The sequence below is a fragment of the Mesorhizobium sp. NPDC059054 genome, assembly GCF_042739215.1.
In the GTDB taxonomy this organism is placed as follows: Bacteria; Pseudomonadota; Alphaproteobacteria; order Rhizobiales; family Rhizobiaceae; genus Mesorhizobium.
The window spans coordinates 151,950-177,596 of sequence record NZ_JBHYHV010000001.1; the positions used below are offsets into that span (position 1 = coordinate 151,950).

General features: G+C 62.1%; 21 protein-coding genes. 9 read left to right on the forward strand and 12 right to left on the reverse strand.

Features of this window, described 5'->3' with window-relative positions; translation table 11 throughout:
* The first annotated feature begins 7 nt into the window (after positions 1 to 7).
* From ACFWXH_RS00735 to ACFWXH_RS00755, 5 genes are all read left to right on the forward strand, one after another.
* Positions 8 to 742: a DUF2161 domain-containing phosphodiesterase gene (locus ACFWXH_RS00735; protein ID WP_379116640.1), complete on the forward strand. Its 735-nt coding sequence runs from the start codon at positions 8 to 10 to the stop codon at positions 740 to 742.
* Entirely contained in the window at positions 739 to 2,898 is a 2,160-nt protein-coding gene (locus ACFWXH_RS00740; protein WP_379116642.1) for an acetate--CoA ligase family protein, read from the forward strand. Before ACFWXH_RS00735 ends, ACFWXH_RS00740 begins: the two co-directional genes overlap by 4 nt.
* On the forward strand, positions 2,883 to 3,665 hold the full coding sequence (locus tag ACFWXH_RS00745; RefSeq protein ID WP_379116644.1) for a carnitinyl-CoA dehydratase: 783 nt from the start codon (positions 2,883 to 2,885) through the stop codon (positions 3,663 to 3,665). Before ACFWXH_RS00740 ends, ACFWXH_RS00745 begins: the two co-directional genes overlap by 16 nt.
* Before the next feature lie 13 nt (positions 3,666 to 3,678).
* On the forward strand, positions 3,679 to 4,620 hold the full coding sequence (locus tag ACFWXH_RS00750; protein WP_379116646.1) for an alpha/beta hydrolase: 942 nt from the start codon (positions 3,679 to 3,681) through the stop codon (positions 4,618 to 4,620).
* 118 nt (positions 4,621 to 4,738) lie between these two features.
* Positions 4,739 to 6,187, forward strand: a complete 1,449-nt coding sequence (locus tag ACFWXH_RS00755; protein ID WP_379116648.1) for a family 16 glycosylhydrolase — start codon at positions 4,739 to 4,741, stop codon at positions 6,185 to 6,187.
* 62 nt (positions 6,188 to 6,249) lie between these two features.
* Here ACFWXH_RS00755 and ACFWXH_RS00760 read toward each other — a convergent pair whose 3' ends face one another.
* From ACFWXH_RS00760 to puuE, 10 genes are all read right to left on the reverse strand, one after another.
* Positions 6,250 to 7,839 (reverse strand): ABC transporter substrate-binding protein, encoded by a 1,590-nt coding sequence (locus tag ACFWXH_RS00760; RefSeq protein WP_379116650.1) that lies wholly within the window; start codon positions 7,837 to 7,839, stop codon positions 6,250 to 6,252.
* An 87-nt stretch (positions 7,840 to 7,926) separates the two neighbouring features.
* Positions 7,927 to 9,591, reverse strand: coding sequence for an ABC transporter ATP-binding protein (locus ACFWXH_RS00765; RefSeq protein WP_379116652.1), 1,665 nt, complete (start codon positions 9,589 to 9,591; stop codon positions 7,927 to 7,929).
* Complete coding sequence (locus ACFWXH_RS00770; RefSeq protein WP_054309295.1) at positions 9,584 to 10,405, reverse strand: ABC transporter permease; 822 nt, start codon at positions 10,403 to 10,405, stop codon at positions 9,584 to 9,586. Before ACFWXH_RS00770 ends, ACFWXH_RS00765 begins: the two co-directional genes overlap by 8 nt.
* A gap of 7 nt (positions 10,406 to 10,412) precedes the next feature.
* A complete protein-coding gene (locus ACFWXH_RS00775) occupies positions 10,413 to 11,372 on the reverse strand; it encodes an ABC transporter permease (protein WP_379116655.1) in 960 nt (319 codons plus the stop codon).
* A 13-nt stretch (positions 11,373 to 11,385) separates the two neighbouring features.
* On the reverse strand, positions 11,386 to 12,975 hold the full coding sequence (locus ACFWXH_RS00780) for an ABC transporter substrate-binding protein (protein ID WP_379116657.1): 1,590 nt from the start codon (positions 12,973 to 12,975) through the stop codon (positions 11,386 to 11,388).
* A gap of 421 nt (positions 12,976 to 13,396) precedes the next feature.
* A complete protein-coding gene (locus tag ACFWXH_RS00785; protein ID WP_379116659.1) occupies positions 13,397 to 14,986 on the reverse strand; it encodes an ABC transporter substrate-binding protein in 1,590 nt (529 codons plus the stop codon).
* A 245-nt stretch (positions 14,987 to 15,231) separates the two neighbouring features.
* Entirely contained in the window at positions 15,232 to 15,825 is a 594-nt protein-coding gene (locus tag ACFWXH_RS00790) for a nucleoside deaminase (protein ID WP_379116662.1), read from the reverse strand.
* Positions 15,822 to 16,334, reverse strand: coding sequence for an ureidoglycolate lyase (locus ACFWXH_RS00795; RefSeq protein WP_379116664.1), 513 nt, complete (start codon positions 16,332 to 16,334; stop codon positions 15,822 to 15,824). The genes ACFWXH_RS00790 and ACFWXH_RS00795 overlap by 4 nt, the downstream gene beginning before the upstream one ends.
* A 24-nt stretch (positions 16,335 to 16,358) precedes the next feature.
* Entirely contained in the window at positions 16,359 to 17,192 is an 834-nt protein-coding gene (locus ACFWXH_RS00800) for a bifunctional allantoicase/(S)-ureidoglycine aminohydrolase (protein ID WP_379116667.1), read from the reverse strand.
* Between the two features lie 24 nt (positions 17,193 to 17,216).
* Complete coding sequence (gene puuE / locus ACFWXH_RS00805; RefSeq protein WP_379116669.1) at positions 17,217 to 18,650, reverse strand: allantoinase PuuE; 1,434 nt, start codon at positions 18,648 to 18,650, stop codon at positions 17,217 to 17,219.
* Between the two features lie 182 nt (positions 18,651 to 18,832).
* Here puuE and uraH point away from each other — a divergent pair, with 182 nt between their 5' ends.
* From uraH to xdhC, 4 genes are read left to right on the forward strand one after another with little or no spacing between them, the layout of a single operon-like run.
* The gene (gene uraH, locus ACFWXH_RS00810) at positions 18,833 to 19,207 is read left to right on the forward strand and encodes a hydroxyisourate hydrolase (protein ID WP_379116671.1); all 375 of its coding nucleotides are present in this window, start codon (positions 18,833 to 18,835) and stop codon (positions 19,205 to 19,207) included.
* A gap of 3 nt (positions 19,208 to 19,210) precedes the next feature.
* Positions 19,211 to 20,692, forward strand: coding sequence for a xanthine dehydrogenase small subunit (gene xdhA / locus ACFWXH_RS00815; RefSeq protein WP_379116673.1), 1,482 nt, complete (start codon positions 19,211 to 19,213; stop codon positions 20,690 to 20,692).
* 1 nt (position 20,693) lies between these two features.
* Positions 20,694 to 23,054 carry a xanthine dehydrogenase molybdopterin binding subunit gene (gene xdhB, locus ACFWXH_RS00820; protein WP_379116675.1) on the forward strand — a complete coding sequence of 787 codons (2,361 nt, stop codon included), beginning with the start codon at positions 20,694 to 20,696 and terminating at the stop codon, positions 23,052 to 23,054.
* A 60-nt stretch (positions 23,055 to 23,114) separates the two neighbouring features.
* Complete coding sequence (xdhC, locus tag ACFWXH_RS00825) at positions 23,115 to 24,002, forward strand: xanthine dehydrogenase accessory protein XdhC (protein ID WP_379118893.1); 888 nt, start codon at positions 23,115 to 23,117, stop codon at positions 24,000 to 24,002.
* Between the two features lie 15 nt (positions 24,003 to 24,017).
* Here xdhC and dps read toward each other — a convergent pair whose 3' ends face one another.
* Both dps and ACFWXH_RS00835 read right to left on the reverse strand, forming a co-directional pair.
* On the reverse strand, positions 24,018 to 24,506 hold the full coding sequence (gene dps / locus ACFWXH_RS00830; RefSeq protein WP_054309284.1) for a DNA starvation/stationary phase protection protein Dps: 489 nt from the start codon (positions 24,504 to 24,506) through the stop codon (positions 24,018 to 24,020).
* A 111-nt stretch (positions 24,507 to 24,617) separates the two neighbouring features.
* Complete coding sequence (locus ACFWXH_RS00835; protein ID WP_054309283.1) at positions 24,618 to 25,538, reverse strand: LysR family transcriptional regulator; 921 nt, start codon at positions 25,536 to 25,538, stop codon at positions 24,618 to 24,620.
* Between the last annotated feature and the right edge of the window lie 109 nt (positions 25,539 to 25,647).

A 25,647-nucleotide genomic window follows, 5' to 3' on the forward strand; every position in this document is an offset into this window, starting at 1 on the left:
CAGCGCCATGGCGAAGACCGGAATCAGGGAAACCGATCTTTACCTGCCCGTAAAACGCCTGCTGGAAGCGCAGGGTTATAGGGTGAAGGGGGAGGTTGGCGCTGCAGACATCGTGGCCATCCGCGATGGCGACGATCCGGTCATTGTCGAACTGAAAGCTGGCTTCTCATTGTCCCTATTCCATCAGGCGATCCAGCGCCAGGCAATCAGCGATGCGGTCTATGTCGCCGTTCCACGTGGCGCCGGCCGGGCCTCGCTGAAGGCGCTGGTAGAAAATCGGAAACTTTGCCGGCGGCTGGGTCTTGGCCTGATCACTGTCCGGCTCGCCGACGGCTTTACCGAAATCCATTGCGACCCCGCGCCGTACAAGCCACGTCAGTCGAAGCCACGCAAGACGAGGCTGCTGCGCGAATTCGAAAGACTGGTCGGCGATCCCAATCTTGGCGGCGCGACCCGCCGCAACCTTGTGACCGGATATCGCCAGGAGGCGCTCCGCTGCCTCAAACTGCTCGACGAGCAAGGGCCGACAAAGGCAGCCAAGGTTGCGCAGCAGACCAGCATCGCTCATGCCCGCCGCCTGATGGCCGATAACCATTATGGATGGTTCGAGCGGACTGGCACCGGCATCTATGCCTTGAGCCCCAAGGGCGTGAAGGCGACGACGGAATATCTGACCGAACTCGAAAATCTCCGCGCCGAGACACTCGGCGCGGACAACGTATCCGTGATTACCGAGCCATGACATTGCCCCACATTCGCGACCTCTCACGCCTGCTCCGTCCGAAATCCATCGCGGTGGTCGGTGGTGGCTTCTTTGCTCCCAATGTCGTCAAGCAATCGCTCAAGATGGGCTTTGCCGGGGACATCTGGCCGATCCATCCAACCAAGGAAGAGGTGGCGGGGATCAAGGCTTATCGCTCTCTCTCGGATTTGCCGCATGCTCCCGACGCCACCTTCATCGGCGTCAACAGGCATCTCACCATCGATGTGGTGCGCGAGCTGAATGAGCGAGGCGCCGGCGGCGCGATCTGTTTCGCTGCCGGCTTTCGCGAGACTGCGCATTACGAGGCGGAAGGACAGGATCTGCAGCAAGCGCTGATCGAAGCGGCGGGCGACATGCCGATCATCGGCCCGAACTGCTATGGACTGATCAATTATGCCGACGGCGCCTTGTTGTGGCCAGACCAGCATGGCGGTCGCCGTCTGCTGGAGGGCGAGAAGGGTGCCGCCATCATCACCCAATCCTCCAATATCGCCTGCAACCTGACCATGCAGACGCGTGGTCTGCCGGTGGCTTTCCTGATGACGGCAGGAAACCAGGCCCAGACCGGCCTCTCCGAAATGGCGCTCGGCCTGATCGAGGATGACCGCGTCTCCTGCCTTGGCCTGCACATCGAAGGCTTCGACAAAGTCGACGGCTTCGAACGGCTGGCGGCCAGGGCACGGGAGCTGAAGAAACCGATCGTGGCCATGAAGGTCGGCCGCTCGGAACAGGCGCGCGCCGCCACCATCTCGCACACCGCTTCGCTCGCCGGTTCGGATGCGGCGTCCGATGCCTTCCTGAAACGGCTCGGCATTCCACGTGTCGATACCATCCCCTCATTCCTGGAAACGCTGAAACTGCTGCACGCGATCGGACCGCTCTCGAAGCCCACTTTGTCTTCGATGAGCTGCTCCGGTGGCGAGGCGTCTGTCATGGCTGATACCGCTGAGGGACGGCGCGTGTATTTCCCCGCGTTGACGGAGGCGCACAAGGCGCGTGTCCAGGAAACGCTGGGGCCACTGGTCGCGGTTGCCAACCCGCTCGACTACAACACCTACATCTGGGGAAAGCAGGACGCGCTGACGGCGACGTTCTCTGCCGTGGCATCGGGCGGTTTTGGCCTCAATATGCTGGTGCTGGATTTCCCACGCACGGACCGCTGCTCCGATGCCGACTGGTGGCCGACGATCAACGCTTTCGAGGCAGCGCTGAAGGCCAATGGCGCGCACGGTGCTGTCGTCGCCTCAATGGGCGAGAACCTGTCGGAAGATCATTCGGCCGAGTTGCTCAGGCGCGGGATCGTCCCGATCCATGGCATCGCCGAGGCATTCGATGCGGCCGAGGCAGCCGTGTTTGTCGCGGAAGCGTGGAAACGCCCGTCTTCGCCATCCGTTGGGGGGAGTGGTTCCGAACATGACGCAGGCGGAAGTGTCGCGCCAGAGCGGCAACCGGACGAAGCCATTGCCAAGGCCATGCTGGCGGTTGCCGGCCTGCCGGTTCCGCAAGGCGGGCAGGCCGCGAGTGTCGCCGAGGCTGTTGCGGCAGCAGAGGCGCTGGGCTTTCCGGTGGCGCTCAAGGCGCTCGGTGTCGCGCACAAGAGCGAGCTCGGCGCGGTGCGCCTCAACCTGAAGAATGCCGAGGATGTACGCGATGCGGCCACGGCATTGCTGCCCCTCGGCAACGGCCTTTACGTCGAGGCGATGGTGACCGGCGGCGTTGCCGAGCTCATCGTCGGACTGACCCATGATCCGGTTTTCGGCCCGGTGATGACGGTCGGCACCGGTGGCGTGCTGGTGGAACTTTTGAAGGACAGCGCCACGCTGCTCCTGCCGACCGCGCGCGCTGAGATCGAAGCCGCGCTCCGCAGCCTGCGCATGTTCCCCCTGCTTGACGGCTATCGCGGCCGGCCCAGGGCCGATCTGGATGCCGCCGTCGCAGCGATCGAGAAGATCGCCCGTTTCGCTACAACTCATGCCGGTGGAATCGAGGAACTCGACATCAACCCGCTGATCGTCTGCGCCGAAGGCAAGGGAGCATGGATTGCAGACGCGTTGCTGATCGTTGCCACCCAGCAGACTGCCGAAAAGACAACCGGCGTTCTGGTCGAAGGAGAAAAAGAATGTCTGACGTCGTAAGAACCCGCCGTGAAGGTGTCATCCTCGAAGTCACGCTCGATCGGCCGAAGGCAAATGCCATCGACCTGAAGACCTCACGCCAGTTGGGCGAAACCTTCAAGGCGTTCCGCGACGATCCGGAATTGCGCATCGCCATCGTCAAGACGGCCGGCGACAAGTTCTTTTCGGCCGGCTGGGATCTGAAGGCTGCCGCTGCCGGTGACGCGGTGGATGGGGACTATGGTGTCGGCGGCTTTGCCGGCTTGCAGGAGCTGCGTGATCTGAACAAGCCGGTCATTGCCTGCGTCAACGGCATGGCCGTAGGTGGCGGCTTCGAACTGGCGCTATCCTGCGACCTCATCTACGCTTCGGATCATGCCAGCTTCGCGCTGCCCGAGATCCGCGCCGGTACGCTGGCGGATGCCGCGACCATCAAGCTGCCGAAGCGTATTCCCTATCACGTCGCCATGGACCTGCTGCTCACCGGCCGCTGGATGGATGTGCAGGAGGCGCATCGCTGGGGTCTGGTCAACGAGGTGCTGCCGGCTGACAAACTGGAGGATCGCGTCTGGGAGATTGCTCGTCTGCTCGCCGGCGGCCCGCCATTGGTCTTTGCCGCCATCAAGGAAGTGGCCCGCGCCGCCGAGACGATGGGTTTCCAGGAGACGATGAACCGCATCACCAAGCGGCAGTTCCGCACGGTCGACGAACTGTACGCCTCGGAGGACAATCTGGAAGGCTTCAAGGCCTTCGCGGAGAAGCGCGATCCGGTTTGGAAAGGCAAGTGAGCGGCAAACGGTCATGACCGACTACAAGGAGCTGATCGACGCGGAGACCTGGGCCTTCATCGAGAAGACCAACTCCTACTATCCGCCCGATACGATCGACTACACGATCGAACAGCAACGTGGCGTCTATGATCGTATGTGCCGGGAGTTCTTTGCCGGGTATCCGGCCCGCGTCGCGGCGGAAACGACCGCCATCGAAACATCTGGCCACGCCATTCCGGTCCGCATCTATCAGAAGGGGGGCGAAGCGCTGAAAGCACTGGTCCTCTATTTCCATGGCGGCGGCTTTATCCTCGGCGGGCTGGACAGCCATGACGACGTCTGCGCCGAACTGTGTGGCCGGACCGGCTACGCGGTCGTCTCTGTCGACTACCGGTTGGCGCCGGAGCATCGTCATCCTGCCGCTTTCGACGACGCGATGGCGGCCTTCCACTGGGTGGTGCCGCACTTCAAGGTGCCGATCCTGCTCGTCGGCGATAGCGCCGGCGGCAACCTTGCCGCCGCGGTCGCGCACGCGACGCGCGCGCACCCACACCGGGCTGTCGGCCAGTTGCTGATCTATCCCGGTCTTGGCGGCGACCAGTCGAAGGGGTCCTACGTTAAGCACGCCGAAGCGCCCATGCTGACGATGCGCGATCTGATCTTCTACAAAAATATCCGCACCGGTGGGGAGGGACGGATCGGTGACCCGACCATTGCGCCGCTGCTCGACCGCGACTTCGCGAACCTCCCTCCCACTGTCATCATCACCGCCGAATGCGACCCGCTGTCTTCCGACGGCGAGGCCTATCGCGACCGCATCCTGGCCGCCGGGGGCAAAGCCGTCTGGCGAGAGGAAGAGGGCCTTGTGCACGGCTATCTGCGCGCCCGTCACACCGTGAAGCGTGCGCGTGAAAGCTTTGCGCGCATCGCGGAGGCCGTCGGGCAACTGGGCAGGAGTGAATGGGCTTATTGAACAGCGGCTATTCCGTAACGGCCTGTAGCATAATGTTAGAAATTTAGCGGGTCGTCATATGGAGAGGTGGATGCTAAGCGTAAACAAGGGTGGCTTTTAACGACGATAGGAGATCGCCATGGCCACCGTGCGCAACGCCAAGGGCGTGCTGCTCCCCTATAGTGAGCCCCCCGTCAGCCATTTTTCGGCGACCAATTCTGGTCCTGATCTCTACGGCAGCGTCCGGAATGATTCGCTGTGGGGCGACAGCAAGGTGAATGTCACCATGCATGGCGGGCTGGGTGACGATACCTACCATCTCTATTCGGCCATCAACCGCGCGGCGGAAGAACCGGGTGGCGGCATCGACACCGTCGACACCTGGATGAGCTACACTCTGCCCGACAACATCGAAAACCTGACCGTTACCGGCAGCGGGCGCTACGCAATCGGCAATGATCTCGACAACATCATCAGCGGCGGTTCCGGCAAGCAGACAATCGATGGCGGTTTGGGCGACGATGTGTTGACGGGCGGTGGTGGCGCTGATGTCTTCCTGTTCGAGAGGGGCAATGGCAGTGACCTGATCACGGATTTCGGCAGCGACGACAATGTTCGCCTGACTGGCTACGACTTCAGCTCGTTCGCCGAAGTGAAGGCCAATATGGTCCAGTCGGGTAGCGATGTGCAGCTGAATCTCGGATCGGACGAGATCCTGGTCTTTGCCAACACGACCGTCGATCAATTGAAGGCGGACCAGTTTGAGTTGAGTCTCGACCGGTCCCGGTTGAATCTGTCCTTCTCGGACGATTTCGATACGCTGAGCCTGCGCAACGGCACCAGTGGCACTTGGGATACCAACTTCTGGTGGGGCGGCGAAAACGGCAGCACGCTGACTTCGAATGGCGAAAAGCAGTGGTATATCGACCACGACTATGCGCCGACGAGCTCGGTCAATCCGTTCGATGTGGAGAACGGCGTGCTGACCATCACCGCCGCCCAGGCAAGCGACGAGATCAAGCCCTACATCAACGATTACGACTACACGTCGGGGTTGCTCAACACCTACGGATCATTCACCCAGACCTACGGCTATTTTGAAGTCCGCGCCGATATGCCCGACAACCAGGGTGTCTGGCCGGCCTTCTGGCTGCTGCCGGCAGACGGGTCCTGGCCGCCGGAACTCGATGTGGTGGAAATGCGTGGGCAGGATCCGAATACGGTCAACGTCGCCGCGCATTCGAATGAAACCGGTAGCCGCACGACAGTCGGGTCGGCGGTGAGCGTGCCCGGTACCGAAGGCTTCCACAACTATGGCCTGCTTTGGACCGAGGACGAACTGGTCTGGTATTTCGACGATACCGAAATCTTTCGCGCCGACACCCCCTCGGACATGCACAAGCCAATGTATATGCTGGTCAATCTGGCCGTGGGTGGTGCCGCCGGAACCCCGGCCGACGGGCTGGCGACGCCAGCGGAGATGCAGGTCGACTATATCCGCGCCTATGAGCTGAACGACACCAACGCGCAGGTGGATGTCGGCCAGACCGCCACCTCGCCGGCTCACGTGGATGACTGGTGGCATTAAGCCACCGTCTTCAGCGCCATGCGGCTATCCCTTCCTGCCGCATGGCGCTGTATTCTTGATTTTCAGGCCTTCAGCCAGCAGGCGCCCAAGGCATAACCATCCATCATCTCGCCCTGCGGATTGGCAACCCAGCCGTCGACCTTGCTGGTCGCGGCGGCGTCGATGAACTGGTTGAAGAATGGCACCACCGTGCCGCCTTCGTCGCGCACCAGCATCGCCATATCCTGAAACAGCGTCTTGCGCTTGTCCTGGTCGAGTTCGCCGCGCGCCTTCATCAGCAACTGGTCGAATTCAGGCCGCTTGAAGCGTGTGTCGTTCCAGTCCGCGGTGGAGGCGAGCGCCGTCGCATACATCTGGGCCTGTGTGGCCCGGCCGCCCCAATAGGAAAGCGAGAATGGCTTCTTGTTCCAGACTTCCGACCAGTAGCCGTCGCCGGGCTCGCGCTTGATCTCGATCTTGATGCCTGCCTTGGCGCAGCTCTGCTGGTAAAGCTGGGCGGCATCGACTGCGCCGGGGAACGCGACATCTGAGGTACGTAGCAGGATCGAACCCGAATGGCCGGACTTCTTGTAGAGTTCTGCTGCCTTTTCAGGATCGAACTTGCGTTGTTCGATGCCCTCCGGAAACAAAGGATAGGCAGCATTGATCGGGAAGTCGTTGCCGAGCGAACCGTAGCCGAACAGGATCTTGGACAGCAGTTCCTCACGGTCCATCGCAAGCTTGAGTGCCATGCGCAGGTCGGCATTGTCGAAAGGTGCGGTGTCGCAGAACATGTTGAAGGGATAGAAGCCTCGGCCGGAGGTCGACTCCACCGAAACGCCCGGGACGCGCTTGACGAGATTCACCACCTTGGGCTCGACCCGGTTGATGAAGTGCACCTGACCGCCCTGCAGCGCTGCGAGCCGCGCGGTCGCGTCGTTGATGACGACGATCTCGACCTGGTCGGCATGGCCAAGCTTGTCGCCACCCCAGTAGTTGGCGAAGCGTTCGCCGCCATGGCGCACGCCCGGCTCGTTGACCTTGACCTTGTAAGGGCCTGCGCTGATGCCGGCATTTGGATCGTCCTTGCCGCCATTCGGCTGGATGACGAGGTGATAGTCGGCCATCAGATAAGGGAAATCGGCATCTGGCTCGGCCAGCGAGACGATCACATCCTTGCCCTCGGCCTTCATCGCCTTGATGTTCTTCAAAACGCCGAGCGCGCCTGACTTGGACTTCTCGTCGGCATGGCGCTCCAGTGTAGCGAGCACGTCCTCCGCCTTGACGGTCTTTCCGTTGTGGAATTCGATGCCGTCGCGGACCTTGATCGTCCAGGTCCTGGCGTCGTCGGATGAACCGATCTCTTCCGCGATCATGTTCTCCAGGCTGCCGTCCGGCTTCAGCCGGTTGAGGAACTCGCCCCACTGTTTGCAGAAATTGAAGGTGACCTGGCTGAGGTTCGTGGCTGGATCGAGGCTGTTGGTGGACTCGCCCCCTTGCAGGCCGGCCTTGAGCACGCCGCCTCTGGCCGGGGTCTGGGCAAAGGCGCGATCGGCAAGCGTTCCGGCCATGGCCGCGGTGACACCAAGCGCGGCAGCCCGGCCGAGAAAATCGCGGCGGGTGATGCCGCCCCTGCCTGCCAGCCTGGCGAGATGATCGAGTTCTGTTGTCATGGTCTGCTCCCTCCCTGTTTCGGGCCCATCCGCCCCCAAGATGGTCACAGTGACGGCCGCTCGTTGCGGCCGGATGACAACCTACCCTTAATTTCCAGCGCTCTCCATGCGCCGGCCCTGGATTGCGCTTTCCAGCCAGCCCTGTTCCATCTCCGGCACGGACGAGAGCAGCAGATCGGTGTAGGCATCGAAGGGAGGTTCCAGCACCTGGCTCTTCGGCCCATAGCGCACCACCTCGCCGCGGTACATGACCGCGATCGCGTCGGCGATCGACTTCACTGTGGCAAGGTCATGCGTGATGAAGAGGTAAGCCACCTTTTCTTCCTGCTGCAGTTCGAGCAGCAGTTTCAGGATGCCGTTGGCCACCAGCGGGTCGAGCGCGGACGTGACTTCGTCGCAGATGATCAGTTTCGGTTTCGCCGCCAACGAACGGGCAATGCAGACGCGCTGCTTCTGGCCGCCGGAAAGTTCGGCCGGATAACGGTCGGCGAAGCCTTTGCCCATCTCGATCTTGTCGAGCAGTTCGGCAACACGCTGATCGCGCTCCTTGCCGCGCATGCCGAAATAGAACTCGAGCGGCCGGCCGATGATGGTGCGCACGGTCTGGCGCGGGTTCATGGCCACATCGGCCATCTGGTAGATCATCTGCAATTGGCGCAGATCTTCCTTTGGCCTGTCGGCAAGCCGGTTGGACAATGTGCGGCCATCGAAGCTGATCGACCCTTGCTCCGGGGGCAGGAGACCGGTGATGGCGCGGGCCAGCGTCGACTTGCCGGAACCGGATTCGCCGACCACTGCCAGTGTCTGGCCGGGATGCAGATCGACCGAGACATTCTTCAGCACTTTGACGACGCCGCCGCCATAGGCGGCCGTCACGTTCTTTACCGACAGCATCGGTGAAGGGCTCGGCTGTTTTTCGGTGTGGTCGATCTCGTGTACCGCCACCAGTGCACGGGTGTAATCCTGCTGCGGCAGCTTGATGATCTGATGCGTGTCGCCGCGCTCGACCAGCCGGCCGTTACGCAGCACTACGATTTCGTCGGCCACCTGTGCGACCACGGCAAGGTCATGGCTGATATAGAGCGCCGCGACATGGGTATCGCGGATTGCGTCCTTGATCGCGGCCAGAACGTCGATCTGGGTGGTCACGTCGAGCGCCGTCGTCGGCTCATCGAAGACGATCAGGTCGGGCTCCGAGCACAATGCCATCGCCGTCATCACACGTTGCAGCTGGCCGCCCGAAACCTGATGCGGGTAGCGGTTGCCTATGGTTTCGGGATTGGGCAGGCTGAGCTTCTTGAACAGTGCGATGGCGCGCTTTTCCGCCTCGGCGCGCGTGGCGATGCCATGCAGCAGGGCAGCTTCCACCACCTGATCCATCAGCTTGTGTGCGGGATTGAAGGCTGCCGCAGCCGACTGCGCCACATAGCACACTTCGCGACCACGCACCTTGCGCACGCCCGCCGGACCAAGTGTCAGGATATCGCGGCCGTTGAGCAGAACCTGGCCGCCGCTGATCTTCACGCCGCCGCGGCCAAAGGCCATCGAGGAAAGGCCGATGGTCGACTTGCCGGCCCCGGATTCGCCGATGAGACCCAGCACCTTGCCGCGTTTCAGCGTCAACGAGACATCATGCACAAGCGTTATCGTCTTGGGCGCCTCATCGGGCGGATACACCCGCGCCTCGATCCTGAGGTCGCGGATATCGAGCAGCATTTCCGGCTTGTGCGTTGCCGCCGGTGCCTTAGCCATTGCCGCGTCCTCCCTTCAGGTCCGAGGTGCGGTTCAGCACCCAGTCGGCAACAAGGTTGACCGAAATGGCGAGCAAGGCGATCGCCCCCGCCGGGATGAGGGCTGCCGGGATACCGAAGACGATGCCGTCCTTGTTTTCTTTCACCATGCCGCCCCAATCGGCGTCCGGCGGTTGTACGCCGAGACCGAGGAAGGACAGCGCAGACAGGAACAGCACCGCATAGATGAAGCGCAGGCCGAGTTCCGAAACCAGCGGCGAGAGTGCGTTGGGCAGGATTTCGCGGAAGATGATCCAGCCCATGCCTTCGCCGCGCAGTTTGGCGGCTTCGACGAAATCCATGACGTTGATATCGACCGCGACCGCGCGCGACAGGCGATAGACGCGGGTGGCATCGAGAATGCCCATCACCAGGATCAGCGTCACCACCGTGGTGGGCAGCACCGACAAAACCACCAATGCGAAGATCAGCGTCGGGATCGCCATCAAAAGATCGACGAAGCGCGACAGCAACATGTCGAATTTGCCTCCGACCGTTGCCGCCGTGAAACCGAGGATGGAACCGAGGCAGAAGGCCAGTGCGGTCGCCAGCACCGCGATGAAGATGGTGATGCGGGCCCCGTAGATCATACGCGAAAGCAGGTCGCGGCCGAGATTGTCGGTACCCAGCACATTGGCCGAAGACATCGGTGCCCAGACGTCGCCGACGATCTCGCCATTGCCGTAGGGCGCGATCCAGGGCGCGAAGATTGCGCAGATCAGGAACAGTCCGGTGAGGATCAGGCCGATCCAGGCGGTGAAGGGAATTTGTCTCATGCCGCCCTCACTTCGGATGCCGCAGACGCGGATTGGCGAGGATCGCGGCAATGTCCGCAATCATGTTCAAAGTGATGTAGACGGCGGCGAAGATCAGGCCGACAGCTTGCACCACAGGTACGTCGCGCTTGGCGACATGGTCGACCAGATATTGTCCCATGCCCGGATAGACGAAGATGACCTCGACCACGACGACGCCGACGATCAGATAGGCGAGGTTCAGCATCACCACATTGACCACCGGCGCGATCGCATTGGGGAAAGCGTGCTTGCGGATGATCTCGAAGGGCGACAGCCCTTTGAGTTCGGCCGTCTCGATATAGGCCGACTGCATGACGTTGAGGATCGCCGCGCGCGTCATGCGCATCATGTGCGCCAGCACGACTAGCGTCAGCGCGGTGGCCGGCAACGCGATCGCCTTCATGCGTTCCAGGAACGGCATGCCGTCATAGACCGTCGAGATACCCGGGAAGATCTGCCACTGAACGGCGAAGAAATAGACGAGCAGATAGCCGATGAAGAATTCCGGCAGCGACGTGGAAGCCAGCGCCAGCCCCGAGATCAGCTTGTCGACGAAGCCGTTGCGATAACGTACGGCGAGCAGGCCGAGGCCGATCGCCAGAGGCACCGAGACGACGGCAGCCCAGAAGGCGAGGAAAAGCGTGTTCCACAACCGGCCGCCGATGGCGGAGGCGATGTCCTGGCCCGACGACAGCGCCGTGCCGAGATTGCCGGTCAAAATACCGCCCAGCCACTTGAAGTAGCGGATATAGGCGGGATCGTTGAGGCCGAGCGCCTCGCGCAGATTGGCGAGCGACTCCGCCGTCGCCGACTGGCCGAGAATGGACTGGGCGACGTCCCCAGGAAGGATCTGCGTGCCGACGAAGATCAGCACGGAGACGGCGAATAGGAGCAGAAGGCCCAACGCGATGCGTTGGGCGATCAGTTTCAGGATGGGCGAGCTCACCGGGCGGCCTGGATCAGGCCGCCAGCCAGCAGATCGACAGGGCGTAGCCGCCGCACATCTCCTGCGCCGGGTTGCTGACCCAACCCTGCACGCCCTTGCCGGATGCGTCGATATACTGGTTGAAGAACGGAACGATCAGGCCACCCTCGTCGCGCATCACCATGGCGATGTCGCCGTACATCTTCTTGCGCTTGTCCTGGTCGAGCTCGCCACGTGCGGCCAGCACCATCTTGTCGAATTCCGGCCGCTTGAAGCGCGTGTCGTTCCAGTCCGCGCTGGAAATGTAGGCGGTGGAGTACATCTGGTCCTGTGTCGGCCGCCCGCCCCAGTAGGAGAGCGAGAATGGCTGCTTGTTCCAGACTTCTGACCAGTAGCCGTCGCCCGGCTCGCGCTTGATCTCGATCTTGATGCCGGCCTTGGCGCAGCTCTGCTGGTAGAGCTGGGCAGCGTCCACTGCACCGGGGAAGGCGACGTCCGAGGTTCTCAACAGGATGGAGCCGGAATGGCCTGATTTCTTGTAGAATTCGGCCGCCTTCTCAGGATCGAACTTGCGCTGCTCGAGGTCGGTGGGAAACAGCGGATAGGCTTCGTTGACCGGGATGTCGTTGCCGACCTTGCCGTAGCCGCGAAGGATCTTCTCCAGCATCTCGTCGCGATCCATGGCGAGCTTGAGCGCCATCCTGAGGTCGTTGCTGTCGAAGGGGGCGGTATCGCAGAACATGTTGAACGGGTAGAAGCCCTTGCCCGAGACCGCCTGGATGGTGACGCCCGGGACGCGCTTGACCAGATCTACGATCTTCGGCTCGACGCGGTTGATCATGTTGACCTGGCCGCCCTGGAGTGCGGCGGTGCGCGCGGTAGCGTCGTTGATGACGATGATCTCGACCTGGGCGGCATGGCCGATCTTGTCGCCCTGCCAGTAATTGGCGAATTTCTCGCCGCCATAGCGCACGCCCGGTTCGTTGACCGTCACCTTGTAGGGGCCGGCGCTGATGCCGGCATTCGGGTCATCCTTGCCGCCGTTTGGCTGGATGACGAGATGATAGTCGGCCATCAGATAGGGGAAATCGGCATTCGGATCCTTGAGGGTGATGACGACCTCGTCGCCGTTCACCGCCATCTTGTCGATGCCCTGCAGGATGCCGAGCGCGGCCGATTTCGACTTCGCATCGCTGTGGCGTTCGAGCGTGGCGACAACGTCCTGAGGTGAAACGGTCTTGCCGTTGTGGAACTCGATGCCTTTGCGAATCTTCATCGTCCAGGTCTTGGCGTCATCTGATGACCCGACCGACTCGGCGATGCGGTTCTCGAGGGTGCCGTCGGGGTTCAGTTCGACCAGCATCTCGCCCCAGCACTTGCCGAAGTTGAAGTTCACCTGGCTGAGGTTCAGCGCCGGGTCGAGCACGTTGGAGGATTCGCCGCCTTGCAGGCCGGCTTTCAGCACGCCGCCTTTGACCGGGCCTTCCGCCTTCGCTGCGCCCGCAAGCAGCGTGTTGGCGAAGGCCGCGCTAACGCCGAGAGCTGCCGCACGGCCGAGAAAATCGCGGCGGTTCAGCTTGCCGGCGGCAACGCGACGGCTGAGGTATTCGAGTTCGTTCGACATTCTTGTTCCTCACTCTTTTGGCTCGGCCATTTTGGCCGATTTCTTGTTTTTGTCAGGAGAATAATGAACGTAAGGGAAACTTTAGCCAAGACCGGATGCGACATCGACTGCCGCATATGGCATGTCGCTTTTGAGCTGTCCGTGCGTGTACGGTTTTGGGTGCTTTTGAAAACAGCGACCAGATCACCCCGGAAACCTGCCTTCTCCCGGTAAAAATGTGGTTTCCGGGAAGCTCAACACGGTTTGCAGGCCTGCGGGCGGCCAAGTTTTGAGTGGCCACCATTAGGCTATTCTGTTTGCGACACCGTGTCGCGCAGGCATGCCGAGCGCTTCGCAACCCATGGATGCAATCGACACGCCCCGCGTCGTCCTGAAGCTTCTCCTGTTCTCCAGCGCCCTCTTCACGCTCGGCCGAGCATGATCATGCCTGCAACCAGCACTTGGTCAGCGCATGGCCGTTCATCAATTCGCTGTTCACGTCGTCCACCCAGCCTCCGACATTGGCGCTGGTTGCGTCGATATAGTCGTTGAACATCGGTACGATGACACCGCCTTCGTCACGCAACATGACACCGGCCTGCCGATAGAGCGTCTTGCGCTTGGCCGAATCCAGTTCCGAACGCGCCTGCAGGATAAGCTTGTCGAAATCGTCGCGGAAGAAGCGGGTGTCATTCCATTCCGCATTCTTGAGATAGGCGATGGAATAGACCTGGTCCTGCGTTGGGCGACCTGTCCAGTACGACATGGAGAAGGGCTGCTTGTTCCAGACTTCGGACCAGTAGCCGTCGCCGGGCTCGCGTTTGACCTCGATCTGGATGCCGGCCTTGGCGGCACTCTGCTGGTAGAGCTGGGCGGCATCGACCGCGCCGGGGAAGGCGACGTCCGAGGTACGCAGCAGCACCGGTCCGGAATGGCCTGACTTCTTGAAGTGGAATTGTGCCTTGTCGGGGTCGTATTTGCGCTGCTCGATATCGTCGGAGAACAGTGCATAGGCCTTGCTCACGGGCATGTCGTTGCCGACGGTGCCATAGCCGCCGAGAATCTTCTGCACCATCTCCTCGCGGTCGATCGCGTATTTCAGCGCCAGCCTGAGATCGTTGTTGTCGAAGGGCGCCGTATTGCAGTGGGCGATGAAGACGTAATGGCCCTTGCCGGCGACGTTGCGGATGGTGACGCCCGGCACGCGTTTGACCAGAGAAACGATCTTCGGCTCGACGCGGTTGATCATATGCACCTGGCCACCCTGCAGCGCGGAGGTGCGCGCCGTGGCATCGTTGATGACGATAATCTCGACCTGGTCGGCATGGCCGCGCCGGGCGTGGTCCCAATGGCCTTCGTGGCGGGCGCCGACATGACGTACGCCCGGTTCATTGGTCACCATCTTGTAGGGGCCGGTGCCGATGCCGGCGGTCGGATTGTCCTTGCCGCCATTGGGCTGGATCATCAGGTGATAGTCGGCCACAACATAGGGCAGGTCGGCATTGGGTTCCTTCAGCTTGATGACGACGTTGCCGCCATCGGCCTTGACGCTGTCGAATTCGGAGATGAAGGCGAGTGCCGCTGATTTCGAATTTTTGTCGCCATGGCGTTCCAGCGTCGCCACGATGTCCTCGGGCGTCATCTCCTTGCCGTTGTGGAAGGTGACGCCCTTGCGGATCTTGAAGGTCCAGGTCTTGGCATCGTCGGACGCTTCGTAGGATTCGGCGAGCTTGGGTTCGATGCCGCCCGTGGGTGTCACCTCCAGCATCTGTTCGCCCCAGCAGCGGCCGAATGTGTAGGGAACCTGGCTGGCCCACAAGGCAGGGTCGAGACTGTCGGTAGCCGCACCCCCTTGCATGCCGGCTTTCAGCACGCCGCCCTTGACCGGGCCTTCAGCCTTCGCGGCATCTGCGAGCAGCGTATTGGCGAAGGCTGCGCTGACGCCGAGCGCTGCCGCGCGACCGAGAAAATCGCGACGGTTCAGCCTGCCGGCGGCAACGCGACGGCTGAGGTGTTCGAGTTCATTGGACATTGGTTCCCTCACTCCTTGGGTCGACCATTCTGGTCGATTTCTTGTTCTTGTCAGGAGGAGAATGGACGTAAGGGAAACTTTGGCGCAAGGCCGGATGCGACATTGATTGCCGCATATGGCATGTCGGCCTTGGGCTCAGGTGGGGGCTTTTGAAAAAAGAGTGCCCCGGGAAACCGCAGTGTGCCTTGGAAATGCGGTTTGCAACGGTCGGAATAGACGTGCAATCCCGAAGAGCGGACTCGGGGTTAATTCAGGGGGATGTCGTTGTCGGCCTTGCCGTCCTGATAATCGGCGGAAAGCGCGTCGTATTTGTCGGCGATGGTCTTGATGCGCGATTCCAGCCGATTGCGCTCCGTCTCGGGCAAGCCGCGCACAAGACGGCGCAGTGAATAGCTTTTCCAGTAGGCGTTCTCGGCGTTGTAGCCGCCAGGCTCGAGCGTGAAGACCTCCTTCAGGATCTTCAGATCGTGCGGGATGGCGAAGCTGTCGCGCGAATCCTCATGGCTGAACAGGTAGTAGAAATTGTCGAAGCCGGTCCAGGTGATCGCCGACAGGCACAGCGAACATGGTTCATGCGTGGCGAGAAAGATGGCATCCTTGGTATCGACACGCTCGGCCTTGGGCATCTCATAGAAGCGCTTCAGGCAATGCACTTCGCCGTGCCATAGCGGGTTCTCGGTTTCGTTGTTGGTTTCGGCCAGAACCAGCGAGCGGTCGCTCTTGCGCAGGATGGCGGCGCCGAACAGCTTGTTGCCTTCATCCACGCCGCTTTCGGTCTTCGGCACGATGTCGTGCTCGATGACGTCGAGCAGTCGGTCGATCAGCGAAACGTCGGTCATGGCTGGGACCCTTCGGGCAAATGGATTTCATACGGGTGCGAGAAGTGGAATTCCTCGACGTTGGAACCGTCGCCGCCGCGGTCGACGACGACGAAGTCCTGTGGCTCACCGATCGGGGTGAGCACGCCGTGCCACAGATTGCGCGGGTAGTTCACGCCCTGACCAGGCTTGGTGATGAAGGCGTGCGGTTTGGCGGGGCCATCCGGCCCATCGTGGCAGACCACGACCACGAAGGGGCGAGGCGACAGCGGCACGAAAGCCTGGCTGCCGAACGGATGGCGTTCCACCATCGATAGCTTCAGGGGGAACTCGTAAGGCGTGCCCTTGAAGAGATTGATCAGCACGTGGCCGTTCGGACCGGAAGCTTCCGCGCGTGCCAGCGCATGATAGCGTTCGCACTTGCCGCCATTGATCGGGTAGTGGCCATCAGTCTCGGTGTCGATGACCTCGCCGAATTCGGCGAAGTTGGCGCGCGTCAGGGGCTTGGCGGTGATGATTCTGCCGGTCATCGAGTTCGCTCCAACCCGCTATCGCTATCGTCCGAACCCGCCGAGTTTGGCGTGGCGGTTGACGTCCTTGTAGAGCAGGTAGCGGAATTTGCCCGGTCCGCCTGCGTAGCAGGCCTGTGGGCAGAAGGCGCGCAGCCACATATAGTCGCCGGCTTGCACCTCCACCCAATCCTGGTTGAGGCGGTAAACCGCCTTGCCTTCCAGCACGTAGAGCCCGTGCTCCATCACATGCGTCTCGGGAAAGGGGATGATGCCGCCCGGCTCGAAAGTCACGATGGTGACATGCATGTCGTGGCGCAGGTCCAGCGGATCGACGAAACGGGTCGTCGCCCAGCGCCCTTCGGTATCGGGCATCGGGTTGGGAGCGACGTCGTTTTCGTTGGTGAAGATCGGATCGGGGACTTCGATGCCGTCGGCTTTTTCGTAGGCCTTGCGGATCCAGTGGAAACGCGCGGTCGCCTTGCCGTCGTTGCGCAATGTCCAACCACTCGACGGCGGCAGGAAGGCGTAGCCGCCCGGCTTCATCACATGGTTCTTGCCGGCGAGCGTGACGGTGATCTCGCCTTCGACCACGAAAAGCACGCCTTCCGCGTCGGCATCCGGTTCAGGCCTGTCGCTGCCGCCACCAGGTTGCACTTCCATGATGTATTGCGAGAAGGTCTCGGCGAAACCCGACAGCGGGCGGGCGATGATCCACAACCGCGTCTTGTCCCAGCCCGGCAGGTAGGAGGTGACGATATCGCTGAACTCGCGTTTGGGGATGACCGCGTAGGCTTCTGTGAACACCGCGCGGTCGGTGATCAGGTCGGTCTGCGGCGGCAGTCCGCCTTTTGGCGCGTAGTAGGTGCGATCGGTCATCTTCATCATATCCATCGTTCAGACCTATGCGGGTAGTATGTCCTTGAGGCGCAACAGCGCGATGCGTTCGACCTGCTTGCAGGCCGTCTCGAACTCCTCGCCGCGGCTGTTGCCGATGCGGGTCTCGAACGCCGCCAGGATTTCTTCCTTGGTCTTGCCCTTCACCGCGATGATGAACGGGAAGCCGAAGGTGGTGACGTAGGCGGCGTTCAGCTTGGAAAACAGTTCGCGCTCCTTGTCGGTCAGCGCGTCGAGCCCGGCCGAGGCCTGCTCCTTCGTCGAATCTTCGGTCAGCCGCCTGGCCTGCGCCAGCTTGCCGGCGAGATCCGGGTGCGCGGTGAGCACGCCAAGACGTTCGGTCTCGGAAGCCGAGCGGAAGGCGCGGCAGAGCGCGTTGTGCAGGCCGCCGGCGCTGTCATGCGCGGGGCCGAGCTCCAGTTCGAAGGCACGCTCGGCGATCCAGGGCGAGTGTTCGAAGATGTCGCCGAAGCGCTGCACGAATTCCTGGCTGTCCATGCGGGATGGGCGGAGCGCCGCCGGCTCGTAAGGATGATGTTCGCGCCAGTGGTTGGCGATATCGATGCGGCGCGGCAGCCAGACCTTGTCGTGGCTCTTCACGTAGTCGATGAAGCGCTTCAGCGCCGCCGCGCGGCCCGGCCGGCCGATCAGGCGGCAATGCAGGCCGATGCTCATCATGCCGCCGCGTCCGGCCTTGCCCTCGGCATAGAGCGTGTCGAACGCGTCCTTGAGATAGGCGAAGAACTGATCGCCCGAATTGAAGCCCTGCGGGGTGGCGAAGCGCATGTCGTTGGCGTCGAGCGTGTAAGGGATGACGAGCTGCGGCGGAATGGCCTTGCCGTGGCCGTCATGGTCGAGCCAGTAGGGCAGGTCGTCATCATAGGTGTCGGAGATCCAGGCAAAGCCGCCTTCGGCAGCAGCCAGTTTCACCGAATTCACCGAGGTGCGGCCAAGATAGAGCCCGGCCGGGCGTTCGCCGACCACTTCCTTGTGCAGGCGGATCGCTTCGTCGAGGTCGCGCTTTTCGTCGGCCTCGTCATGGTCACGATAGTCGATCCATTTGAGCCCGTGAGAGGCGATCTCCCAGCCCGCGGCGGCCATGGCCGCGACATGATCGGGTGAACGCGCGAGCGCCGAGGCGACGCCGTAGACAGTCACCGGCACACCAGCCTCGGTGAACATGCGGTGCAGCCGCCAGAAACCCGACCGGGCGCCATATTCGTAGATGGATTCCATGTTCCAGTGGCGCTTGCCCGGCCAGGGGGCAGCGCCCACCACTTCCGACAGGAACGCTTCCGAGGCCGCATCGCCATGCAGGACGCAGTTTTCACCGCCTTCTTCGTAGTTGACCACGAATTGCACGGCGACATGGGCGCCACCCGGCCATTTCGGGTCTGGCGGATTGGCTCCGTAGCCACGCATGTCCCGTACGTAACGCATCATTCCTCCCTGCCGGTTGCTCCGGAAGTAGGCCCAAGATATCCAAAGGTTTCGGTCGCCATTACCACGAAATTTTTGAAAGTGCTTTTTGGTGCCGTCCGCTCGACCAGGGCTTATGCATCGCCTTTAATTGGCGCACAATTCATCACTATGTTCGATTGTACCGGAATGGGAGGCGGCAATTGGCGGAAACGTCGCACAATAATGGCGGGCGTCTGACGACGCATGTGTTGGATACGGCGACCGGCAAGCCGGCGGCCGGCCTGTTCGTCGATCTGTTCCGTCTCGACGACGGCAAGCGCACGCATCTGAAGAGTGTGACCACCAACAGCGACGGCCGCTGCGATGCGCCACTTCTGGCCGGTGACGAGTTCAAGCTCGGTGAATACGAGCTGGTCTTCTCGGCTGGCGATTATCTGCGCCGCTCCGGCGCCAAGCTGGCCGAACCGGCTTTCCTCGACATCGTGCCGATCCGCTTCGGCATGGCCGAGGCCAAGCATTATCACGTGCCGCTGTTGATCTCGCCCTACAGCTATTCGACGTACCGGGGAAGCTGAGCAATGGCCAAACTCAAGACCCGTTCCGAGCTGCGCTTCATCCTCAATGGCCGCGATGTCGCTCTGAGCGATGTTGCGCCCGACCAGACGTTGCTCGACTGGCTGCGCCTTTCCCGCTCGCTCAAGGGCTCCAAGGAAGGCTGCGCCGAGGGCGACTGCGGTGCGTGCACGGTCCTGGTCGGCAAGCTTGTCGCCGGCAAGCTGGTCTATGAGAGCGTCAACGCCTGCATCCGCTTCATGGGTTCGCTCGACGCCACCCATGTCGTAACGATCGAACATCTCGCCGGAGCGAGTGACACACTGCATCCCGTGCAGCAAGCGATGGTCGATTTCCACGGCTCGCAATGCGGCTTCTGCACGCCGGGCTTCGTCATGTCGCTCTATGCGCTTTGGATGAAGTCGCCCGATCCGTCCGACGCTGAGATCGAAAAGGCGCTGCAGGGCAATCTTTGCCGCTGCACGGGCTACGAAGCAATCATGCGCGCCGCGCGCGCCATTTCCAGTTACGGCAAGGCTGCGAAGGATCCGCTGCAGGCCGAGCGCAAGGCTGTGATCGCGCGCCTGACCGAGCTTCAGGACGGCACCCGCGTTGAGGTTGGTGCCGGAAAGGATCGCTTCATTGTGCCTGCCGATGTCGACGACTTCGCCAAGGTGCTGGAAGCCGAGCCGCAGGCCACCATCGTGGCAGGGTCGACCGATGTCGGCCTGTGGGTGACCAAGCATATGCGCGACATCTCGCCGGCGGTCTTCATCGCCGGGATCGAGGGGCTGCGCACGATCTCCGAGGACAAGGGTGTCATCTCGATCGGCGCCGGCGTCACCTACACCGAAGCGTTCTCCTTGCTCGCCAAGCGCATTCCGGCGCTCGGGCCGCTCATCGACCGCATCGGCGGCCAGCAGGTGCGCAACATGGGCACGATCGGCGGCAACATCGCCAATGGCTCGCCGATTGGTGACACGCCGCCGCCGTTGATTGCGCTCGATGCCAAGCTCACTTTGCGCAAGGGCAAGAAGCGCCGCACCATCTCGCTCGAGAAGTTCTTCATCGCCTATGGCAAGCAGGATCGCCAGCCAGGCGAGTTCGTCGAGGCCGTGCATGTGCCGATCCCGGAAAAGGGCGAAAAGTTCGCGGTCTACAAGATCACCAAGCGCCGCGACGAGGACATCACCGCGACGCTCGGCGCCTTTAGCCTGAAACTCGCCAAGGACGGCACGGTGGCATCGATCCGCATTGCCTATGGCGGCATGGCGGCTACGCCGAAGCGGGCCACGGCGGTGGAGAAGGCGCTGGTCGGCAAGCCGTGGACCGAGGCGACGGTGGAGGCCGCGATGGCGAAATACGCCGAAGACTTCGCGCCGCTCACCGATATGCGCGCAACCGCGGAATATCGGGCGCTGGCGGCAAGGAACCTTCTCCTGCGTTTCTATACCGAGACCACCGGCACCAGGGCGCCATTCCAGGTGTCACGTTACGAGGCGGCGTGAGATGACCAAGCACACTCCAAACCTCAAGGCGCAGAAGATCGTCGGTGGCGTACACACCGACCAGCGCCATGATTCCGCGCACAAGCATGTCGCCGGAACCGCGGTCTATATCGACGATCTGCCGGAACCGGCGGGCACGCTGCATGTCGGCCTCGGTCTCTCGACCGTCACGCATGCCACGCTGAAGGCAGTCGACCTGACGGCCGTGCGCGCTGCACCGGGTGTGGTCGACGTGCTGACCTACAAGGATGTGCCCGGCGAAAACGACGTGTCGCCCAGCGGCATGCATGACGATCCGGTCTTCGCCGAAGGCAAGGTACAGTTCCACGGCCAGCCAATATTCGCGGTCATCGCGGAGACACGCGAAGCGGCACGCAGCGCCGCGCGCCTGGCCAGGATCGAATATGAAGAGCTGCCGGCGATCCTCAACATCTGGGACCTCGATCCGTTGAAGGACAGGCAGGTGGTGACCCCGCTGACCCTGAAGCGCGGCGATCCCGACGCGGCGATCGCGGCAGCACCGCGCCGCATCAAGAACCGCATGAAGCTGGGCGGGCAGGACCATTTCTATCTGGAGGGCCAGGTTTCCCTGGCGGTGCCTGGGGAGGATGACGAGGTCATCGTCCATTGTTCCACGCAGGGGCCGAGCGAAACGCAGCACCTTGTCGCGCATGCGCTCGGCGTGCCGAGCCATGCCGTCACCGTGGAAGTGCGTCGCATGGGCGGCGGTTTCGGCGGTAAGGAAACGCAGGCCAACCAGTGCGCGGCCATTGCGGCGATTGCCGCCAAGAAACACAAGCGTGCGGTCAAGGTGCGCCTCGACCGCGACGAGGACATGACGGCGACCGGCAAGCGGCACGACTTCGTCATCGACTACGACGTCGGCTTCGACGACGAGGGCAACATCCTCGGTGTCGACTTCATGTTCGCGCTCAATGCCGGCTTCTCGGCCGACCTGTCCGGTCCTGTCGGCGACCGCGCGCTGTTCCACTGCGACAACGCTTATTTCTATCCGAACGTGCACGCCAAATCGGCACCGCTCTACACCAACACCGTGTCCAACACCGCTTTCCGAGGCTTCGGCGGCCCCCAGGGCATGGTCGGTGCCGAGCGTGTCATCGAAGAGGTGGCGTTTGCCGTCGGCAAGGATCCGCTCGAGATCCGCAAACTGAATTTCTACGACGCCATGGGCGCGACGGGCGAACGCAGCGTCACGCCCTATCATCAGAAGGTCGAGGATAACATCATCCACCGCGTCGTGGCGGAACTGGAAGCAAGCGCCGATTATGCCGGCCGCCGTCGCGAGATCGCAGCGTTCAATGCCAACAGCCGCTTCATCAAGCGCGGCATTGCGCTCACCCCGGTCAAATTCGGCATTTCCTTCACCAAGACCGAGTCCAACCAGGCCGGCGCGCTGGTGCACATCTACAATGACGGTTCGGTGCACATGAACCACGGCGGCACCGAGATGGGGCAGGGCCTGCATCTCAAGGTCGCGCAGGTGGTGGCCGAAGAGTTCCAGATCGATCTCGAGCGGGTGAAGATTACCGCAACCACCACCGCCAAGGTGCCCAACACCGCGCCGACGGCTGCCTCCTCCGGCGCCGATCTCAATGGCATGGCTGCCCAGAACGCGGCGCGCCAGATCAAGGAACGGCTGATCGACTTCGCCGCTGAAAAATATTCCGTACCAGCCGATCAGGTGGTGTTCCTGCCCAACCGGGTCCGCATCGGCAATCAGGAGATTTCCTTCAACGACCTGGTCAAGCAGGCCTATCTCAACCGCATCCAGCTTTCGGCGGCCGGGCACTACAAGACGCCGAAGATCCATTGGGATCGCGCCAAGGGCCGGGGTCATGCCTTCTATTATTACGCCTATGGCGCCGCCTGTTCGGAAGTCTCGATCGACACCTTGACTGGTGAATACGTCGTCGAACGCACCGATATCCTGCACGACACCGGCCGCTCGCTGAACCGGGCGATCGATATCGGCCAGGTCGAGGGTGGCTTCGTTCAGGGCATGGGCTGGCTGACCACCGAGGAATTGTGGTGGGACGGCAAGGGCCGGCTGCGCACGCACGCGCCGTCGACTTACAAGATCCCGCTGGCGTCCGACCGGCCGAAGATCTTCAACGTCGCCTTGACCGACTGGTCGCAGGCCTATGAGCCGACGATCCATCGCTCCAAGGCTGTCGGTGAGCCGCCATTGCCGCTCGGCATCTCGGTGCTGCAGGCGCTCTCGGATGCGGTGGCCAGCGTGGCCGATCACAAGATCAGCCCGCGCCTCGATGCACCGGCAACGCCTGAGCGTGTGCTGATGGCAGTCGAGCGGCTCAAGAAGGAAACGCGCGGCAAGGCGTGAGCCTGCCGCACGGGCAATCCGGCGCGACAAGTGTTATATTCCCAGGACGGGAATGCGATGATGACTTCGAAAGTGCAGGACCTGAAAGAATTCCTTGCCGGCACCGGTCCGGTCGCGCTGGTTGAAGTGGCCGGCACGAGAGGGTCGACGCCGCGCGAGAAGGGCGCCTATATGCTGGTGTCGCCCATAGCGACCTACGGCACGATCGGTGGTGGTCAGCTCGAATACATGACGATCGACAAGGCCAGGCAGATGTCGGGGGTGCTGCCGTCGCGCAAGGGCATGCAGCCTGCTACGGTTCATCGCATCGATGTCCAGGAAGTCTGCGCGACGCTCGATGTGCCGCTGGGGCCGGAGATCGGCCAGTGCTGCGGCGGTCGCGTCGAGGTGCTGATCAGGCTGGTGGATGGCGCCATGGCTGCCGACTTGATCGCGACGGCGCAAGCCGAAGAAGAGCATTTGCCGCATCTCTACATTTTCGGCGGCGGCCATGTCGGCAAGGCGCTTGCCGCCTCCGTATCGCTGCTGCCTCTCCATGTGGTCGTCGTGGAAACACGCGCCGAGGAACTGGAGGGCATCACCGAGGCAGTCGAGACAAGGCTGACCGCGATGCCCGAAGAGATGGTCCGGCAGGCGCCGGCGGGCTCAGCCTTCGCAGTGCTCACCCACGACCACGCGCTGGATTTCCTGATCGCCGCCGAAGCCTTGAAGCGCAGCGACACCGCCTATGTCGGCATGATCGGCTCCAAGACCAAGAAGGCGACCTTCAGGAACTGGTTCCTGAAGACTGCCAGCGGCTCGGAAGCCGAATTCGAACGACTGGTCTCACCGATCGGCGGCGATGCCGTGAAGGACAAGCGTCCGCCTGTGATCGCGGCCCTTGCCGCTTCCGAGATGATGACGGCGCTTGTCCAGCATCAGGTCAAGGTAGGCGCGGAAGTCGCCTGAAGCCGTCCGTTCTTCTCACTCTTTTTCCTGTGTGTGAGCCTCCAGGAACCACAGCGACTTGTCGAGCGCACGCGAATAGGCAGTGAAGATGTCGGCCGTGTCGGCATCGCCCGCCTCGTCTGATTCATCGATCGCGGCACGTGCTGACTTCGCCACGGCAGCGTAGCGTTCGATCAGCGCGGCCAGATGATCCTTGGTCTTGTGGATGTCGGTCGGATAGGGCTTCAGCGTGGTCGTCTTGGTGACATCCTGCGACGTGCCATGGGCTGTGCCGCCAAGCTGCACGGCACGTTCGGCAATGGTGTCGACATGGTCGTCCAGCTCGGTGCGGAAACCGTCGAGCATCTCGTGGATGGCGATGAACTGCGGACCTTTGACATTCCAGTGCGCCTGTTTGGTGATGAGTGCGAGGTCGATGGCTTCGGCGAGGCGCGCATTCAAGATGGCGATCGCGGTCGTGCGGGTGTTGGATTTCAAGTCGTTCTTGGTCTGGAAGTCGGCCATCGGGATCTCCTGATTTCGTGGGGGGCTTGCAGGATTGGCTAGCTGCGCGAGACTGGCGTGTTCGCTTTTCCCGCGCAAGCCGCAACGAACAGTGTGGCCCTATGGTTCCGCCTATTTCCCGGCCAGGATGTCGCGGATCAGCTTCTGGCAACGGTCGGCCATGAAATCGAGCAGGAGCCGTACTTTCGGATCCTGCAATTTCTTGTGCGGATAAACGGCGGCGAACTGCACGGGTGTCGGTGGCGTCTTGGTCAAGATCACCTGCAGGCGCTTGTCACGGATATACGGTTCGACCTCGAAGCGCGGCTTGTTGATGATACCACGCCCTGCCAGCGCCCATTCCGTCAACACGTCGCCATCGTCGCTGTCGAAGGGGCCATGGACCTCGAATTTCACCACGCCTTCGGGCATCTGCAGCATCCAGAAGAACTCCCGGCTGCCGGGGTAGCGCAGCATCAGGCAGTCATGTTTCCTACCGATGAGTTCGCTGGGATCGGAGGGCTCGCCGCGCGCTTCGAGATATTTCGGGGAGGCGACCAGCACGCGCTCGCATTCCATGATGCCGCGCATCCTCAAGGATGAATCCTCGATCACGCCGAGTCGGAAAGCAACGTCGATGCCTTCCTTGAGGATATCGACGTTGTGGTCGGACAGGCGCAGGCGCACCTCGATATCAGGATATGTGTCGTGGAAATCCGGAATGCCGGAGGCGATCAGCCTGCGTCCGAGCCCGAGCGGGGCGGTAACGCGAATAGTGCCGCGTGGCTGGCCCGACAATGCGGCGACAGCCGCTTCTGCTTCGACGATGGCATCCAGCACCTGCTTGGCGCCAGTGTAGAACACGGTTCCGTGCTCGGTTGGCATCAACTGCCGGGTCGTGCGGTTGAACAGGCGCACGCCGAGATGTTTTTCGAGTTCCTTGATACGATTCGATGCGACAGCCGGCGAAATGCGCATGTCGCGCCCGGCGGCAGACAGGTTGCCAAGTTCGACGACGCGAACGAACACGGCGATGTTGTCGAGATAAGCCATTGTCCAGGGCGTCCCCTCTGCGCCTGATTTTGATACCAGGCTACTATTTTCCAATTTTTTTTGAAAGTCATCGTGTCGCTCGCCTCTTTCCGTTTACGCACCAGTCCGT

Excerpts from the sequence above, each read along its gene's own strand:
- ACFWXH_RS00735 (WP_379116640.1), top strand. The coding sequence starts at position 8 with ATGGCGAAGACCGGAATCAGGGAAACCGATCTTTACCTGCCCGTAAAA.
- ACFWXH_RS00740 (WP_379116642.1), top strand. The coding sequence starts at position 739 with ATGACATTGCCCCACATTCGCGACCTCTCACGCCTGCTCCGTCCGAAA.
- ACFWXH_RS00745 (WP_379116644.1), top strand. The coding sequence starts at position 2,883 with ATGTCTGACGTCGTAAGAACCCGCCGTGAAGGTGTCATCCTCGAAGTC.
- ACFWXH_RS00750 (WP_379116646.1), top strand. The coding sequence starts at position 3,679 with ATGACCGACTACAAGGAGCTGATCGACGCGGAGACCTGGGCCTTCATC.
- ACFWXH_RS00755 (WP_379116648.1), top strand. The coding sequence starts at position 4,739 with ATGGCCACCGTGCGCAACGCCAAGGGCGTGCTGCTCCCCTATAGTGAG.
- ACFWXH_RS00760 (WP_379116650.1), bottom strand. The coding sequence starts at position 7,839 with ATGACAACAGAACTCGATCATCTCGCCAGGCTGGCAGGCAGGGGCGGC.
- ACFWXH_RS00765 (WP_379116652.1), bottom strand. The coding sequence starts at position 9,591 with ATGGCTAAGGCACCGGCGGCAACGCACAAGCCGGAAATGCTGCTCGAT.
- ACFWXH_RS00770 (WP_054309295.1), bottom strand. The coding sequence starts at position 10,405 with ATGAGACAAATTCCCTTCACCGCCTGGATCGGCCTGATCCTCACCGGA.
- ACFWXH_RS00780 (WP_379116657.1), bottom strand. The coding sequence starts at position 12,975 with ATGTCGAACGAACTCGAATACCTCAGCCGTCGCGTTGCCGCCGGCAAG.
- ACFWXH_RS00785 (WP_379116659.1), bottom strand. The coding sequence starts at position 14,986 with ATGTCCAATGAACTCGAACACCTCAGCCGTCGCGTTGCCGCCGGCAGG.
- ACFWXH_RS00790 (WP_379116662.1), bottom strand. The coding sequence starts at position 15,825 with ATGACCGACGTTTCGCTGATCGACCGACTGCTCGACGTCATCGAGCAC.
- ACFWXH_RS00795 (WP_379116664.1), bottom strand. The coding sequence starts at position 16,334 with ATGACCGGCAGAATCATCACCGCCAAGCCCCTGACGCGCGCCAACTTC.
- ACFWXH_RS00800 (WP_379116667.1), bottom strand. The coding sequence starts at position 17,192 with ATGACCGATCGCACCTACTACGCGCCAAAAGGCGGACTGCCGCCGCAG.
- puuE (WP_379116669.1), bottom strand. The coding sequence starts at position 18,650 with ATGCGTTACGTACGGGACATGCGTGGCTACGGAGCCAATCCGCCAGAC.
- xdhA (WP_379116673.1), top strand. The coding sequence starts at position 19,211 with ATGGCCAAACTCAAGACCCGTTCCGAGCTGCGCTTCATCCTCAATGGC.
- xdhB (WP_379116675.1), top strand. The coding sequence starts at position 20,694 with ATGACCAAGCACACTCCAAACCTCAAGGCGCAGAAGATCGTCGGTGGC.
- xdhC (WP_379118893.1), top strand. The coding sequence starts at position 23,115 with ATGACTTCGAAAGTGCAGGACCTGAAAGAATTCCTTGCCGGCACCGGT.
- dps (WP_054309284.1), bottom strand. The coding sequence starts at position 24,506 with ATGGCCGACTTCCAGACCAAGAACGACTTGAAATCCAACACCCGCACG.
- ACFWXH_RS00835 (WP_054309283.1), bottom strand. The coding sequence starts at position 25,538 with ATGGCTTATCTCGACAACATCGCCGTGTTCGTTCGCGTCGTCGAACTT.